Annotated in this window: 15 protein-coding genes; all 15 read right to left on the reverse strand. The window is 62.8% G+C overall.

Features of this window, described 5'->3' with window-relative positions:
- Nucleotides 1–185 precede the first annotated feature (185 nt).
- The 15 genes from G3574_RS19970 to G3574_RS20055 all read right to left on the reverse strand — a co-directional run bounded on the left by G3574_RS19970 (nt 186) and on the right by G3574_RS20055 (nt 15,925).
- Nucleotides 186–632, reverse strand: a complete 447-nt coding sequence (locus tag G3574_RS19970; protein WP_163967333.1) for a lytic transglycosylase domain-containing protein — start codon at nt 630–632, stop codon at nt 186–188.
- Nucleotides 632–1,681, reverse strand: coding sequence for a type IV pilus twitching motility protein PilT (locus G3574_RS19975; RefSeq protein WP_163967182.1), 1,050 nt, complete (start codon nt 1,679–1,681; stop codon nt 632–634). Before G3574_RS19975 ends, G3574_RS19970 begins: the two co-directional genes overlap by 1 nt.
- A gap of 413 nt (nt 1,682–2,094) precedes the next feature.
- Nucleotides 2,095–2,841, reverse strand: a complete 747-nt coding sequence (locus G3574_RS28125) for a hypothetical protein (RefSeq protein WP_205609856.1) — start codon at nt 2,839–2,841, stop codon at nt 2,095–2,097.
- 896 nt (nt 2,842–3,737) lie between these two features.
- Nucleotides 3,738–4,460 carry a hypothetical protein gene (locus tag G3574_RS20000; protein WP_163967183.1) on the reverse strand — a complete coding sequence of 241 codons (723 nt, stop codon included), beginning with the start codon at nt 4,458–4,460 and terminating at the stop codon, nt 3,738–3,740.
- Nucleotides 4,457–4,906, reverse strand: coding sequence for a hypothetical protein (locus tag G3574_RS20005; protein ID WP_163967184.1), 450 nt, complete (start codon nt 4,904–4,906; stop codon nt 4,457–4,459). Before G3574_RS20005 ends, G3574_RS20000 begins: the two co-directional genes overlap by 4 nt.
- Nucleotides 4,907–5,830: an ATPase, T2SS/T4P/T4SS family gene (locus tag G3574_RS20010; protein WP_163967185.1), complete on the reverse strand. Its 924-nt coding sequence runs from the start codon at nt 5,828–5,830 to the stop codon at nt 4,907–4,909.
- A 27-nt stretch (nt 5,831–5,857) separates the two neighbouring features.
- The gene (locus G3574_RS20015; RefSeq protein WP_163967186.1) at nt 5,858–6,445 is read right to left on the reverse strand and encodes a prepilin-type N-terminal cleavage/methylation domain-containing protein; all 588 of its coding nucleotides are present in this window, start codon (nt 6,443–6,445) and stop codon (nt 5,858–5,860) included.
- 31 nt (nt 6,446–6,476) lie between these two features.
- Nucleotides 6,477–7,532, reverse strand: coding sequence for a type II secretion system F family protein (locus G3574_RS20020; RefSeq protein WP_163967187.1), 1,056 nt, complete (start codon nt 7,530–7,532; stop codon nt 6,477–6,479).
- On the reverse strand, nt 7,529–9,301 hold the full coding sequence (locus G3574_RS20025; protein ID WP_163967188.1) for a GspE/PulE family protein: 1,773 nt from the start codon (nt 9,299–9,301) through the stop codon (nt 7,529–7,531). The genes G3574_RS20020 and G3574_RS20025 overlap by 4 nt, the downstream gene beginning before the upstream one ends.
- Complete coding sequence (locus tag G3574_RS20030; protein ID WP_163967189.1) at nt 9,273–10,595, reverse strand: type 4b pilus protein PilO2; 1,323 nt, start codon at nt 10,593–10,595, stop codon at nt 9,273–9,275. Before G3574_RS20030 ends, G3574_RS20025 begins: the two co-directional genes overlap by 29 nt.
- A gap of 13 nt (nt 10,596–10,608) precedes the next feature.
- Entirely contained in the window at nt 10,609–11,127 is a 519-nt protein-coding gene (locus G3574_RS20035; RefSeq protein WP_163967190.1) for a hypothetical protein, read from the reverse strand.
- On the reverse strand, nt 11,114–12,718 hold the full coding sequence (locus tag G3574_RS20040) for a type II secretion system protein GspD (RefSeq protein WP_163967191.1): 1,605 nt from the start codon (nt 12,716–12,718) through the stop codon (nt 11,114–11,116). The genes G3574_RS20035 and G3574_RS20040 overlap by 14 nt, the downstream gene beginning before the upstream one ends.
- Nucleotides 12,705–13,415, reverse strand: coding sequence for a TcpQ domain-containing protein (locus tag G3574_RS20045; RefSeq protein WP_163967192.1), 711 nt, complete (start codon nt 13,413–13,415; stop codon nt 12,705–12,707). The genes G3574_RS20040 and G3574_RS20045 overlap by 14 nt, the downstream gene beginning before the upstream one ends.
- Nucleotides 13,416–13,465: 50 nt before the next feature.
- Nucleotides 13,466–14,248, reverse strand: a complete 783-nt coding sequence (locus tag G3574_RS20050; RefSeq protein WP_163967193.1) for a bactofilin family protein — start codon at nt 14,246–14,248, stop codon at nt 13,466–13,468.
- 12 nt (nt 14,249–14,260) lie between these two features.
- A complete protein-coding gene (locus tag G3574_RS20055) occupies nt 14,261–15,925 on the reverse strand; it encodes a hypothetical protein (RefSeq protein ID WP_163967194.1) in 1,665 nt (554 codons plus the stop codon).
- Nucleotides 15,926–15,936: the final 11 nt, after the last annotated feature.

The raw sequence follows: 15,936 nt of genomic DNA on the forward strand, positions 1-15,936 counted from the left end.
GCGTTCCCACCCCTCACGAAACCCTTTTACCCATTCCTGAATCGCCCAGAGACTCGTGTACTTTTCCCGGTAGTACTTTGCTGCTTCTTCACCATATGCCACGCTCATCGCGGCATGGTCGAACGCCCCGGATAGCCGGACGCTGACATCAACAAGAATTTGGGCAAACGTCATGGATATACAGTTTACGGTTGCGTTGGCGTCTGCGGGATCAGTGCCTTCGGCACGTGCTTGTACACCCTGCTGACATACTGGTAGCGTTTGACCGGATCGGCGGCGTTGTACGCGCCGATGGCCCGCCAGTTGTAGCCTAGGTCACGGAAATTTGACGCCAGAATCCATGCTCCCACATGAATGGAAACGCAAGGGTCATAAAGTTGCTGCTCCGTGATGCCATATTTCGCCAGCTTGGGGAAATGCGCCGAATTGATCTGCATGAGGCCCACGTCGTAGGAGCCGTTCTTGTTGCGGTTGATGGCGCGCGGGTTCAGACCGGATTCGGTCTTGGCGATCGCTGCCAGTAGGTAAGGATTGATGCCATACCGGGTCCCCGCCTGCGTCCAGCAGTCCTGTGCATTGGCGCATAGGCAGGCAGCAAGGCCGGCCATGAGCGCGAGGCCGCGGCGGATCATCACGTGAACTGCACCGGCATGGCGCTGAATCCCTTGGCAACGGACTCATCAATGCGCCGCGCAGAGACAAGTGCTTGCAGGGAACGGTTAAACGGAATGCAGTGCGTGCCTTTCCCAGTGGTTAGCAAGTTGCCAGCCTGTTTAATTTGGTCGTACTGCGACAAGTAACTTTGCATCTGCGGATCTCGCGCGTTGAGCACTTCAGATGCCAGCACGAACGATTCTCCGTCCGTGGCGGGTAGAAGCGCCTGCGCGATGATGCCCACCAGGCTGTGGGCAAACGATGCAGCCTTGGACTGCGCCTCCGCGCCATAGAAGCTGAGCATCTTGTATACGGCGCCGATGGTGGTCTGCGAATGGGTGCTGGCCAGCACAAGCCGGCCGGATTCGGCGGCGCGCACGGCGGCAAATGCCGTGTCCTGGTCGCGGATCTCGCCGATCAGGATGACGTCCGGGCACTGGCGCATGGCGGCTTCCATGCCCGAGGAGAACGTCGGTACGTCCGTGGACAATTCCCGCTGTGTGAACACCGACTGCTTGTCCTCGAACACGTATTCGATCGGGTCCTCGATGGTCACGATGTGCGCGGCGCGCATTTCGTTGATGCGCTGAAGCAGTGCGGCCAGTGTCGTGGTCTTGCCAGAGCTTGTCGGTCCTGTCACAAGGATCAGGCCTGACGGCGCGCGCAGGAAGGTCTCGACCACGATCGGCAAGCCAATTCCTTCGATCTTCGGAGCGGCGTCCGGCAGGCGCCGGATGACCATGCACAGGGCGTTCCCGCCCATGACGCGGCAGACATGGCCGCGCAACCGGATGTTATTCAGGAAGGTCGAGAAGTCGACGTGCGAATCCGCCGCCAGCCGCGCCTTCCAGTCCTTTTGCATGGCGTTGAGCAGCATCGTGACATCTTCATGCTCGGGCACATAGTCGGTCGGTTTCCAGCCGACCGGGGTGCGGATCATAACCGGCTTGCGTTCCTCGATGCGAAGGTCGGTAAAGACGATTTCCTTTGCCACGAGATCCAGAATGTGTTGGCCGAGCGTTGACATGCTTTTCCTTGGTTAGTACCAAACTTTTACCCAGCCGTAGCCGCCCGGGTTTCCCGCGCTTGTGCCACCTGATGTGCAGAGAGAGCCGGCACCGCCGCCGCCGCCGCCGCCGGCCATTCCGTTGGAATAGGAGTTTGTGACTAGTGCACCTCCCGTGCCACCGGCGCCGCCGGGATTTCCACCGCCACCGCCACCGCTAGGTGAAGGTCCTGTCTGCCCAGGGTTTCCTCCACCGCCACCACCATAGCCGCTACCGCCGCCGGCTCCACCGGGGCTTCCGGCATTTCCGCCTCCACCCCCACCAGCACCGGCTGTCGGGCCACTGCCGGACCCAGATGCCCCTCCGGACTGGCCTGCGTTACCTCCGCCGCCGCCACCGTTGCCACCGTAGATATTGCCGTTGCCGCCACTATTCATCCCTCCGTTCTGCCCCGAATTGCCGCCGCCACCTCCACCACCAGCGCCAGGACCACCGCCTGCATTCCCGCCTGCATTCCCGCCACCGCTTCCGCCGGACCCGGCAAAATTCGTCGAACTGAAATACGGGCCGTTGGCGCCAGCGGCTGCAGCAGAGCCACCTGCTCCACCGCTGTTATTGCCGCCTGCGCCTCCGTTTGAGCCGTTGGCGTTCGCACCTGCAGTTCCACCCGGTAGACCACCACCACCTCCGCCGCCGCCGCCAGCACCGGTGGAAGCTCCGCACGCGCCCGTACCTGCGCCGGTGCTATAGCCTGACTGACCACCACCACCACCTCCTCCTCCACCAGTGCCGCCAGAACCGCTGCCGCCACATCCGCCTGCCGGCCCATAAGCGCCTGACGCCCAGTAAGCATTGCCGCCGCCGCCACCGCCGCCGCCGCCAGTAGATCCGACGCCGGCTGCTCCGTTACCGCCAGACCCCTGTGCAGAATATCCGGCTCCGTTATAGTAGGCTCCTGCGCCGCCGCCGCCGCCACCACCGCCGCCTGTTGCGCCTGAGGCTGCCGCTCCTGCGCCGCCCGTACCGGGACCGTAGCCGTATGGGGCATTTTGGCCTCCGCCGCCGCCCCCCGCGCCCGGTGTTGACCCGCTTGCCGCTGAGCCGTTACCGCCGGCAGCACCTCCATTGCCGCCACCGCCGCCAGCGCCGCCGCCTCCGCCACCAGACGTGCTGGAGCCATTCCCGCCTGCACCACCGGTGCCGCGCGTTCCTTCCGCGGGGCTCAAATAAGTGCCGTTGCCATTTCCGCCGCCTGGCGCATAGCCTCCGGCGCCGCCGCCGCCGCCCAAGCTGCTCCAGTCCCCGCCTCCCCCGCCGCCGCCTTGCGAGGAAGCGCCAAAGCCGCCTCCATTTGCGGCGGACCCGGCACCTCCACCTCCACAAGCGCCGACCAAGGTTGAAGTACTGCCACTGGTAGCCAGTCCAGAACCGCCGCCACCGCCCGCGCCACCGTAATAACTGCCACCACCGTAGCCACCCCCACCCCCGCCGCCGCCATAACCGCTACCGGCATTTCCGCCACCGCTGCCCGAACTGCTTCCGGATCCACCGGTGCCGCCACCGCCATTACTACCGGCACTCCCCAGCCCACTGCCAGGTGTCCCGCTGCTGTTGCCCGGCTGCCCGACAACAACTTGGAAACTGTAGGATTGCGACCCGTTCAAATTGAAGTACTGCGTCAGCTTCTGTCCTGAATTGCCCGAGTAGCCTGACGAGCTGCTGCCACCACCCGCGCCTGCCATTTCAACCTTCATGCAGTTGACGCCGGTGGGGATGGTGATGGCCTGACTTGTCGTGTACGTTGTGTAGCTGGTGAACAAACGGGACGAATCACACCCCGTGGAGCTTTGCGTGCTGGTCGTGGTTGAAGTCGCGGCAGCACCGGACGCTGCAGGTCCAAAATACATGTACCCCGCGTTGCTACCAGGAGTGACCACAATCGGGGCAGCATTGGCTACCATCGGGTTGTATCCCGACATGAGTGCGGCGATGAATAGAGCAAGGCTGCTACGGTACTTGTTCATGGTAAGGCCCGGTTTCTTGAGTGTCATTCGTTGCATGCGATGGTTCGCGGGGTCAATTCGGTAGTGCGCTGGAGAAGGTACTCAGCTGGGAGGAGCTAATGAATTTGGAAAGATCAACCTGCCACGTTCCCTGCGCTCCGCATACCTGATAGGTACTGGACGAGCGTACCGACTTGCACGTGGCACGGTCCTTGTCAGGAACGACGCCACCATTGCCGCCCATGATTTCGGCGGCAGCCGTCGCTTCGCCGTAGCTGGGGGTGCTGACGGAATTGGTGTCCTGAGCCGCGACGACGAGCATTTCGGCGTACTGCGTCGGCGCATTGGAGGCGTCGTACACGCGCTTGAAAATGCTTACCAGACGCTGCCCGAAGACATTGGTTGCCTTGAATGTCGGCGGCAGCAGGCCCTTGTAGACGAGCCAGTTCGCGTCGAACGCGCAGGTATGCAGCGTCGTGTCGTTTGATTGTGTGCCGCCGGCGCCGGTGGTGACATTGGCCTTGACCATGCAATAGCTGGCCGCACCCGTGCCGTCGGCCATGGCCGCAAGCATGCCGGCCGTGTTGCCCAAGTAGTACTGCGCCGCCGCTTGCTGGAACGACTGGAACTGCTCGGCGACGTTCTTGGCGCGCATATCGGACTGCCATTGCACCATGTAGCGGCCAGCAAACAGCAAGACTGCCATCGACACCGACACGCCAAGCAGGACTTCGGCCATCGAGATGCCGCCTTGTCGCTGACGGCGCTTGTGAGCGGGGAGATGAGAAGCGTTCATAGACATTGGGTCACCTTGGATGACGCTTCGGTCGCGTCACCGACATAGACATAATCCTGCCCGTTGATTGTCAACCGATTCGGGGCCGCGGACGCCGGCATCAACTGGCCAAGGGCACCAGTCGTCTGCTCGGAGAGCTGAGCGCAGATCACGAAATTGCCCGTGCCATCGGCAATTGCCTTCCATGTAGAGTTCAAATTCAGGTTCTTCATGCTGTCCGGCGTCGTGGAAGCCGCCTTCAGCGTGCTCCAGGTCAGCGTGCCGCTATAGCCGGGGTTGGCGATCACGTACTGCTGCACGATCACCATGAAGGCGCGGTACAGGCCGACCTGGGCGGAGGCGATCGCCGCCTCCTGCGGCAACTCGCGCGATTTGTAGCCAGCCTGAATCGCCGCCTGCCCCAGCACGACAGTCATGATCGCCACAAACAATGCGAGGTTGCCCATTTACACCATCTCCAGCGGGTCCTGCCCGTTGCGCATCATGTTCGACTGGAAGTTGATGTCGTTGCTCAGGTGCGGCAACTGACCGGCGCGAATGCGCGCAGCCACCCGCGAATCGGCGCCCGACGATGCCAGGCAGCTGGCCACAAGCGCTCCGTCCATCAAGCGCTGATGCACGACCAGGCGCAACATCGCGGCAATGCCCACCATGCTTTCTTCGCTGCCCAGCCGGATCAACTGATCGATGCCGGTGATGATGTCGGTGCCGAAGCCCGTTGCGATGACCAGAAACCCATTGCTGGCGGCGCGCAGCATCGCTTCCGCGCTGGCGGCGTCACGCACTTCGCCGACATACAGGATGACTGGCGTGGAGGCTGGCTGCGAGCGCAGCACCCCGCGCAACGATTCGGCCCAGTCCGCGGACTGATCGCCCGCCACCCATGTCTGGCTGCAGTAGCCCTTGTCGTGCCAGCCGTTCAGCGGCATTTCCGGGGGATCTTCTACCGTGTAGGACACACCCCCAAAAGCGCGCAGCCGGGAAACGACAGTCGCGGACGCGGTCGTGGTCTTGCCCGAGCCGGGCGATCCGACGATATAGATCAGGCCGCCCGCCTTGAGCTGCTTGGACAGCAACAGCTTGTGAATGCCGCTTGCAATCGGCGACGGCAGTTTCTCCAGGCTTGGCGGCTCCGGCGGCATCTTGCGCAGCCGGAACCACTGGCCGTCCACCGCATTGGCGTCACGCCGGCCGCGCCAGAACCGGCCCTCATGGCTGACCATGAAGTCGGTTTTCTGGAACGTCTGGCACCGGGTGAGCAACTGCTTGGCTTCGTCCAGCTCCGCGTCGTCAATCTTGCGCGGTCCCGGGAACACCAAGGAGTTGTGGAGCTCATCGTTTTTCAGATGGAGATCGGTAATGTGATCCATAAAACCTGCTGAGCGCGTGGAAAGGATTTAGCGTACTTCGATGGCGATTTTCGGAGCCGTGTTGGTTCCGCCGCAGCCGGTCAGCATGTTGGCCTGCGTCGTGGTCGTACCCGCCTTGAAGGCCGATCCACCGGTCACAGTACCCGCGTTGCCGCCAGTGAGTGCCGCCGCGTCGCCGACATTGATGTTGTAGGCTGCGGAAACGAGTTGCGGCGCGATGCGCGCGCAATCATCCTTGCTGTACGGGCCAAGCAGCATGGCAAACTTGGTTGTCGCACCGTCGATGGTCGCGGTATTGCCCAGACCGTCAACGATGTTGGTGCCGTCGTATTTGTAGCTGGAGTTCGACAGCAGGCCGGCGTTATTGAGGTTGGCTGCCGACAGACTGGTGAAGTTGCCAGTGCTGCCCCATGTCTGCTTGATCTTGGCAATCATGGTGACCGTGTCCTGTGCAAGAGCCGCACCGCCGACGTCGCCGGTGGCGGTCTTGTAGCCCGCATAGCCGACCACGGCAACCGCCGCGCCCACTGCCAGCACAAGCAGGGTTTCTGGAAGGGTCATACCCTTGTTCTTATTGGTCAGGCCAAGCATCTTCTGGTTGCTGCGTACTTTCATGTGTCACTCCCTACGACGTTAAAAAGAGGAATCAGGACACCGACCGGGCCGTCATCGTGATTTGCGTGAAGCTGGCATAAATCCACACGATCATCATGGCCACGGCCAGCATCGCGATGGCCTTGATGACGGTGAATGTTCCCTTGACCTTGACCAGCGTGATTTCGGTCAAGCGTTCTGCCAAGCGGTCCAGGCCGCTTGAGAACTCGGTGCTCTGCGAATAGAGGACGATCTGCCACTGGAAGGTGGGATCGAACAACTCGCCGGCGATCGCTTCTCCCTCGTCGCCACCGGCGCGCATGCGTCCTTTGATTCGCTGGAAATGGTTTGTCGCCCAGTCACCGGCGGTATCGCCAAGCTTGTCGAGCGTCTTGGAGAGCGGGATCCCCATGCGCAGCAGGGATGCCATGGACGCCATGATCAGCGCCGCCTTGACGTTGCGTGACATGCTCCACGGAAAGACAAAGCGGTCGAACTTGTCCCGAACGTTTCCCGTCCAGCGGTCGCGGCTATAGATGAAGGCGCCGAACCACACGCCAAGCAGCATGGCCGTGCCGATGATGATGCGTACCGCGTTATCCGCCAGCACACCCAGCGTTGCCGTGGCCGTGGGCCATTGTTCGCGGGGCAGAAGCTGCTCGAACATTGGCATCACCTTCAGCGACAGCACCAGTAGCACGCCCACGGTCATCAGCACAAGCATGCAGGGATAGACCATTTCGCCGGCGATCGCCTTGCCCATGCGCGATGCGTTCGATGCCGCCTTGGCCGCGCGCAGCAATCCCTCATGGAGACTGCCTGCCTGCTCGCCGGCGTCGATCATCATGGCCTCCGACACCGGCACCAGCCCTTCAAGCGCCTCGCCGAAGGTATAAGCGGCCGCCTGGCGCTCGTCGCCGCCCCGCATGCGCTTGATCGCCGTGCTGGTGATGTAGCGGCGCGGATCGCCCAGCTTCTCGAACTGCTTGTCCATGCTACTCAGCGCAACGAACAGCGTGATGCCGTCCTGAACGAAGTTGGCCAGCAACAGGAAGAATTCCTCGCGCGCGCGGGCGCTGATCTGCAAGCGGATCAACAATTCCTTCATTTGGGTCTCCGCATGTAGTTGTCCTTCATGTCGTAGTCATCGGCTTGCTGTTCCGAGGCCACGACGTCCGAGGTCAGCAGGTTGATCTGCGCCTCGACGTCCAGCGGGTCGATCAGGCCGCGCTTGATCTTGGAAATGCCGTGGGCCAGGGCGGTCACGCCGATGCCGTCGACCGACAACAAGCCGCTCGACTGCCAATATTCGTCCGCCTTGATGAATTTCTCGTCCGACAACATCTGCAGCATCCGGTGGTCGGGGACCACGAACTCAGCGCAGACGGTGCGTCCCACATAACCGGTGTGGTTGCAATGCGGGCAGCCGTCGCCGCGCACCTTCACGTCGTCCACCGACAAATCGGTCACTTGCTGCACGCGATGCTCCACGTCCGGCGGCAGGCGGTTGGCGCCGCGCTCGTCGACCAGCGGGATCGCGCATTGCTGGCAAAGCAGCGGGACCAGGCGCTGATAGACGATGCAGCTGATGAAGCCGGGCATGGTGAGCAGGTCCATCGGCACGCCCAGCTCGCGCAGGCGGACAAAGGCGCGCATGGCCGAGTAGGTGTGCAGGGTGGTCAGCAGCTTGCGCCCCGACAGCACCATGTCCTTGACGATGGTGGCGCTCTCGGCGTCGCGAATTTCGCCGACCATCATGACGTCCGGGTCCTGGCGCAGCGCGCCGCGCAGGAACGTCGTGAAAGCGCTGCCGGTATTGGCGTCGATGGACTTCTTCTTGTTGCGCGCCACGCTGGACTGGCAACCGCCGACCAGCCGGTACTCAACCGGGTCTTCGACGGTCTGGATCTTGATCGAGGTGCCCCAGCGCTGGTGGATCATCCGCAATGCCGCCTGCAGGGTCGTGCTCTTGCCCGAGTTGGTCGGGCCGCAGAAGATCACCATGCCGGTGGCGCCGGCCAGAACGGATGCCAGCATCGCCAGCTGGTCACCGGTATATCCCAGACGGTCGGCTTCGATGCCCTCCTCGTCCATCACCAGAACGCGCATGACGATTTCGAAGTTGCCGCTGGGGTGAATGGGCATCGAGGAAAACCGCACCTGCACCTGCTGGCCCTTCGGGGTCGTGTGCTCGTAGGTGCAGTCCGATACCTGCTGATCGTCCCAGGTCACATCTTTCGAGCTATTGTCGCCGTGGACGGTATTGATGACCACGCCGATGCCCTTGGCGGTGTTCTTGGAGATCTGGCGGTGAAATACGCGCACGCCGTTGATGCGGAACATCACATCGGCGTGGGAGTCGCGCGTCTCGATATGGATGTCGCTGGCCTGCTTTTCGACAGCCTGGTTGATCAGATCGCCGGCGATGCGCTCGGTATCGGTGGCATCGGCCGAGTCGAGCGTTTCCATGCTGGCACTGGCGCTGGCCCGCTCGTGGGCCACCTTGATGATTTCCGCGGTGGCGCGCATTAGTCGCTTGCTGTGGAACCCCTTCTGGTCGAGCACGCGCATGACCTCGTGCATTCCGGCCTTGCCGTAGATGCGTTCCGAGCAAACGATGGCCGCGGTCTTGGGACGGTCTTCGATGATTGCAAAATCACCGTTCCATTCGACCGACAGGCCGATCGCCTGATTCAGGATCGGGCCGGGGGGCACGCTCGACATGTCGTTGAGCACCGGTGCGAGAGGAATCGGCGCCGTCGGCGTCGGGCGCGGCTGCGCGACCGGGCGCACGACAGTTCGCGCGCCGGATGCGGTGGGCTGCGCCGCCGGCACCGAATCCTTGCGGCTAATTGGCGCTATCTTCGAGAACCACATATTCGCCTTCCAGTGAAATATTGAGTGATCCCTGCATGCCCAGCCCAGTCATCGTCATGCCGGTCAGCTTGACCGGCAGAGCGTGGGTGTCGATGCTGTGCACGAAATAGTCGGATTGCGACTTCACGCCGACGGCGTCCATCGTCGCGAAGCGCCAGCGCCCGCGCAGGCCTACCGTGACCGGCTTTTCGGAGTCCTTGAGCATCGGCGGCGGCTGCACGACGACCGCATTGGCGTTGTCCGGCTGCACGTTCCAGCGATAGGTTTCGCCAAGCGACTTCAGGGTCAGGCGCACTTCCTCGCTCCTGGACGCGCCGACCGGACGGGTCGGGACGACTTCGATCTCCTTGATCGGCCAGGTCTGCGTGACCTCGGTGTCATTGACACGGGTGGCATTGGGGATGGCAGAGCCGTCGATCGAGCGGCCAAGCGGCGTCATCGTCCAGCGCACCGTGCACTGGCGCTCGTCGCAGCGCAATTCCATCGGCGCCCAGCCGTGAAAGCTGACCGGCAACTGTCGGGAAACGTCGATCCACGCCTGATACAGCGCCTGCGGCACGGCATGCATGCGCATCTGGTTGCGGGCTGTTTCAACCTCGTTCCTGAATTGCTGCTGTGCAGCCTTCACATCGGCTTCGCGCTTGAGCTTGAGCTGGAGCGCCGCCATCAGCTGGTTCTGCTGGGACGCGGCAAGCGAGTCTTTCTGCCGCTGCATGGCGGTGCGGTCAAGGTATTGCTTTGTTGCAAACCCCGCACCGGCAATCGCGACGATAACCGCGGCAGCGCTCGCGCCAATCAGTTTTATCGACGTGGGGCGTTCGAGTCGGGAAGCCTGCCGCTGCTTCTCCGTTGCGCTCTCGAGCACCTGCTCAAAGGTCGCATGGGAGCCGCCGAAGGTGCCGAGCAGGACGGAATTGGGCTGGTAGCTCATCAACTCGGTAATTTCGGCGCGCGCCTCGCCCTCGTCCATGAGGCGGTCCTTGGCCGGCGACGGGATGCCATCGGTAATGGCGCACACCCACCACGCCGTCTCGCCGCCCGGCAGCGTGACGCTTTCGCAGAGCACGGCGTCCGGATGCACCTGGGCGACGATCGCAGCGCCGGCATAGACGGTCTTGGACGGGCAGGCATGCACTCCCAGAACGAGTTCCTTGTCGTGCTGCTGGACAAGATGGCCGTTCTGGCCCCGGCCTTTTGCCGAACGCATGGCCTTGCGCAAGGCGCCCTTGCTCCGATAGACGGACCAATCGACGCCAACGGCTACCTGCGTGTCCTGAAACTGGAGAATCGCCATGGAGGGACCGGGATCAGGGCTTGGCAGGAGTCGGGCGCGGCATGTCCAGTCGCGGCAGTGGGGGGAGCAGAGCTTCAGGCACGGTCGCGGCCCCGTTCGCACCCATCGGCGCTCCGGGCAGACCCGGCATGCCAGCGGCTCCCGGTGCGTTCACCGCGAAGGCCAGCGGAATGGTTTCCTTCTGGTTCTTGATGGCGACCGTGACGCCGCCGCCGGTGATGGCGACGATCTTGAGCGAGTCGCTGACCCACTGGTTTTCGCGGAACACGCGCACCGAGCCATCCGGCATGGAAAGCTTGGCAACCATCGCGTTTTCCACGCCAAAGGCGGAGACGACGCGGGGCAATCCGGTCATCGTGGTGCCGGCTGCAAGCTGCTGACGAAGCGCGTTCACCTCGGAGCGCTTTTTCAGGATGGCGCTTTGGGCATCGAGATTGCTCATGGTTTCCGAAAAGCTTTCTGCGCGCGCGACGCTGCTCACCGCCACGGCGGCCATCAGGGCGGCAAGGACCAACACCTTAGATTTCTTCACGGGAACCTCCAAACACCTGCATCAGGATGACCGTCATCGAGCGCTCCTGGCGGCTGGACACACTGTAGGAACTGGGCGACGCGCTGTTGTCGTTGGATGAGCGCGTCTGGTCAAAGCCGAACAGCACCAGCGTCTGCCCGTCGCGCAGGAAAGCCTGCTGTTGCAAGGACTGGCTCGATACCTTGGGCAGCTGGATCGTTGCGCCGCCGCTGGTGAACTGACTGATCTGCATCGACGAGATCGTCATTTGGTATTCGAGCAGGATGCGGTTGTCGCCGAGGATCTGCGGAATGAAGTTGGCGGTGAAACCCACCACGCGCGAGGCCGGCGTGATCGCCGTGGCCGTACCCGCATTGACGGTTTGCGCAACGGAGGACGTGGCGGCATACGTGATTTCGTCAGCCACCTGCAGCGGAGCCGGATGGCCATTGACGGCGTTGACCGTGCCACTGGTGACCAGGCTGACTTCGCCCAAGCCCTGCAGCGCCTGCGCCAGTACCGTCGAACCATTGAAGCGGTTGTTCGGATCGGTGCTGGAGAGCTGCATCAGGCCCGGCGTCGATTGTGGCTGGAGATTACCCGGGCCCTGCAGCGCAAAGCCATAGCGATTCAGGCGCTGGTAGAGGACATTGGCCGAGAAGCCGGCGTTGGCCTCCTTGGACATGTTGACGTTGTAGACCTTGACGTCGACCAGCACATTGCGGGCATAGCGTTTGTTGATCGCCTCGATGTATTCAGCGATCCGGCGCATGGCGGCGGGACGGGCTGTGACAGTAATCATGCCCAGTTCCGGGTTGGCGATGACCGCACGGTTTTGCATCTGGGGCATGCCAGCCTGCGCATTTGCCGAGGTGCCCTCGTTGATGATGCCCTGGATGCCGGAGACGATCGAGGCATAGGAGTCGATGGTCTGCGACGAGGTGACGCTGACGTTTCCAGTGGGCTGGGATCCGCCGCTTCCACCACCGCCACCGGCCGCGCCGCCTGCTCCACCACCGCCGCCACCGCCACCGGCGCCGGACAGGGAAATCGATGCCGACACGCTGCGTGCCGCCTTGGGCAGGTAGACCTGGAAGAATCGGGTTTCTTCATTGAAGAATTCGACCTGTCCGCCAGCGTAGCGCCACGCGAAGCCGGACTTCTGCGCAATGAAGTCGAGCAGCCCGCGAAGGGTGCCTGCCCATTCCACTTGCATCTGCACGCCCGCCTGTCCAGCAGGCATGTTGGCCTGCATCATGCCGCCTTGCGCGCCGTTGTTTGTTTGAGCGCCGGTCTGGATGACCTTGAAGCCGATGATCCGGCTGATGTCCTCGAAGATCGACGTCATGGATTGGCCGGGCGTGGTATAGGGGAACGTTTTGAGGAAGACGTCAGGCAGCTTTTCTTCGGCAACCACCTTGATTTCCTCGCCGGTCAGCTTCGGCTGCGCTGTTCGCCAGACGGCGCCAGTCGTGGCCTTGCCCTGCATCGAGCTGATCGCCTCAGTTGCGGTATCACGCTTGTCGCGCACGTCCTGCTGGATTTCCTTGACGGTCGAGCAACCGCAAAGGGCCAGTACCAGCGGCGTGGTGATCCATTTATTTGACTTCATTGCTGATGATCTCCGCGACATGATTTCCTTCCCACAGGTTCAGGCGAAGTGCCTTGCCCTGCGCGTACAACTGATTGACGAGCGCCTCCAGCGCGACATCGAACGACCCGGTGTAGGTGACGTCGCTCGGCACGACCCAATCGCGGCTCAGGTTCCACTCCAGCTTCCAATTCGCCTGTTTTGCCCAATCGGTGATTTGCGGGCGGATCGAGCGGCCGGCGCGTAACGTCCAGCTGCTGGGCACATTCGGCGCGGCCGGGACGGCGCTCTCGTTCGCGGGTGCGACACCCGCCGCTGCGGTCACTGCGTCGCATAGGGGCGGATTTGTTGCGATGTCCACGATCAGGCGCTTGCCGCAGACAGCCGCGGTCAACGGGTTCGCGGCCTTCGAATACGCACTGGCGAGGACACGCAGGGTGGCGAAGAAGTCAGCATTGGACGGTTGCGACAATGCCTTGGCGGTCAACGGATAATCCGTATTGGTACGCCAGTCCAGCGAGTAGCCCGCCTGCGCGGCCAGCCTGGTCATCGCGGCCCTGAGCGTCTTGTCGGAAGCGAGCGGGCGATACAACTGGCCGGCATCGGGTGACGTTGCGTCGCTGGCCGCGCGCGCATGCACCGCGCTGGCCAGAACCACTGTTATTGCGAGTGCCGCTCGTATCTTCATCACCGGAGTCCCTAGCTTGATCGAAGTCAATCTTATCGGTTTTCGTTTTTTTGAAATAATACTTTTTGAAGATTTTCAAATTATTTTAAGAAGCCGCCGTACTGGGCGATCGGCTCCTCCACGCGGTCAAGTGTCGGGAACGCGAAAATCTTGCTCGGCTCAGCTTCCGTCGGGGCCACCGGCGTTGCGGTCGGCTGCGCGACCACTTTTGAAATGCGCCCGTCGATCTGTGAACCGGCGACTGCGCCGAACGTGCGGCTGTACTTGATGTCGCCGTTGACCTTGGCGCTCGCGCCCAGGACGATGCGGTCCGCGGTCAAGTCGCCGTTGACGGTTCCCAGTACAAGCAGGTATTGCGCCGTGACGCTGCCGTGAATCACCGCTTCCTGATCGACGATGACCAGCGAGTCCGACGATTGCACAACCGTTCCTTCGACATGGCAGCGGATGCGGATACCGCCTTCGGACAGGACGAGATTGCCAAACAGGGTGGTGCCGGGTGATAACTGGTTGGTGATCTTTCCGACCTTCAGGAGAACGGGGTTGAATGCCGTCATCCGCTTTTCCTCGGCCACCACGCTTTGCTTCGGCGCCTTCGTCAACGCAGGCTTGACCAGGGCTTGCGGCGCTGTCGCCTCGACCACGGGTTCGGGTACCGGGGTCGGCTCGGAAGTCAAAGCAGGCGTGGCTGCCGATTCGGTGATGGCCTCGGTCTGCGCAAGGGCGCCGGCTTCGACTGCCGGGGCCGTTTGTTCCTGCGCGAGCAGTGCTACATCTTCATTAAGCGATTGCAGGTCAACGTTGGAGGTGCGGTTGCGGCGGAAGAATGAACCGATGATGCTGGTAAGGGATGCGCGTGCCATAGAAGTCCTCGCTTACTTGATGGTGATCGGATAGATGATGTCGTCGTCGTGAGTCGGTTGTCCCTGCCCTTCCCTTACCGTGTTCATGCGGCTTTGCTGCTTGGCGTTGGTAGAAGTGGCTGCGGCCGGCGCGGGCAAAGGGCGCGGCGCTGCGCTCGCTTGGGCCTTTGCGTGAGCGCTCGTCTGCTTGATATTGACTGCAGGCGCCTGTGTCGCGGGACGTGCTGCGGCCGGCGCGGCAGCGTTTTGCGTGGGCGGCACGACGGCCGGCGGCACAGCCGTTGGCGCTTGAACCGCCGTGGGCGACGGCGTGACAGGCGCAACAGCCGCTGGAGCCGCTGTTGGTGCTGGCATTGCCGCAGGTTTTGTCACTGCTTGGGGTAATGAGACGGGTGCCGGGGACTGGACCGCGGCAACAGGTGCCGGGGTCGCGGCCATTGGAGCTTGCGGCCCAATGGCAACAGGCTGCGCTGCCTTAACCGAAGGGATTGTCGTAACGGGAGCCTGAGCAACCAATGGCGCCGGATTGACCGGGACCGATGGCGCCACCGCTGCAACGGGAGCAGGGGCAGCAGCGGCAACCGGCATGGCGGGAATTGCCGCTGTCGCCGGTACAGGTGTGGCTGGCTGCAATGGCGCGGGCGCAATCCCCGGGGGATTGGCAATGGCACCGGGCTGCGCCACCGGCAGACTTTGCACGGGTTCGTTAGCGGCAACCGGGGCTGGAACGATCGGGGTGTGCGATAGGGCCGGGAGCGCGGTTGCGTTGTCGCCCGAAAGCTGGACCACGCTGACGTCGTCGCCCGGCGCAGTTGCCCGGCTTGGCGCTTGTGCTGTCGGGGCAGGACGGACGGGTTGAGGGCTGGCAGGCAAGGACGCCCTCGACCCGACCATATTGGTGAAATCAGGCAACGCAACAGGCAATCCCAGCTTCGGCCCGACAAAGACTGCTGCGCCAGCGGTCATTACCGTGCAAAGCGTTGCAATGCGGATCACGGTCATGCGATTGATCTTCGTGCCGGCCGGCCGTGCGGGCTTTGCTGGCTTTGCGGCAGGCGCTTGTTCAACGGGCGAATCTTCGGGCATCGGCGCAGCCGTGCTCATGGCAGGCATGGAAGGCGCTGCAGGCGTCGTTCGGGAAGCCACTGCGCCAGGCGCGGTGCCTTGAGGCATGATCGTCGTGCGGCGCGGGGCTGCGGACTGCACAACGGGCGGCAAAACCGGCTGCGCCACGGGTTCAGGCTGATAGACCGGAAATGGCTCGGCAAGCGGCATCGGTTCCGGTTCAAAGGCCGGATCGATGTCCTGGTAAAGCAGGTCGACATCGGCCTGCATCGGCGCTGGCTCTGCCGCGTCGAGATCATGGTCGATGAAGGGAATCGGCTCCTGCGACACCGGCTTGGCGGTGTTGTGCGCCCGTTCTTCCTCGAGTTCCCGGGAGAGCGTCTCGAAATCAAAGGGAATCAGCCCCGGCTCGGTCCCGGCAACCGGCGCATCCGCCAGGGATGCGACAGCAACAGGTGGAGACGTCACTAAGGCAGGAGGTGAGTTTTCCGCATGGCCGCGCGTCTTTTCGGAACCGACGTCATAGCCATACATGCTGGCATTGGCGGGCTCGATGAGCAGGTCGCCATTGTCGAACAGAGTCTCAAGCAGTGCTGTTGAAGAGGTCGCCATGGGGTTTCCTT

It is taken from the genome of Noviherbaspirillum galbum (assembly GCF_010974945.1).
Classification (GTDB): domain Bacteria; phylum Pseudomonadota; class Gammaproteobacteria; order Burkholderiales; family Burkholderiaceae_D; genus Noviherbaspirillum; species Noviherbaspirillum galbum.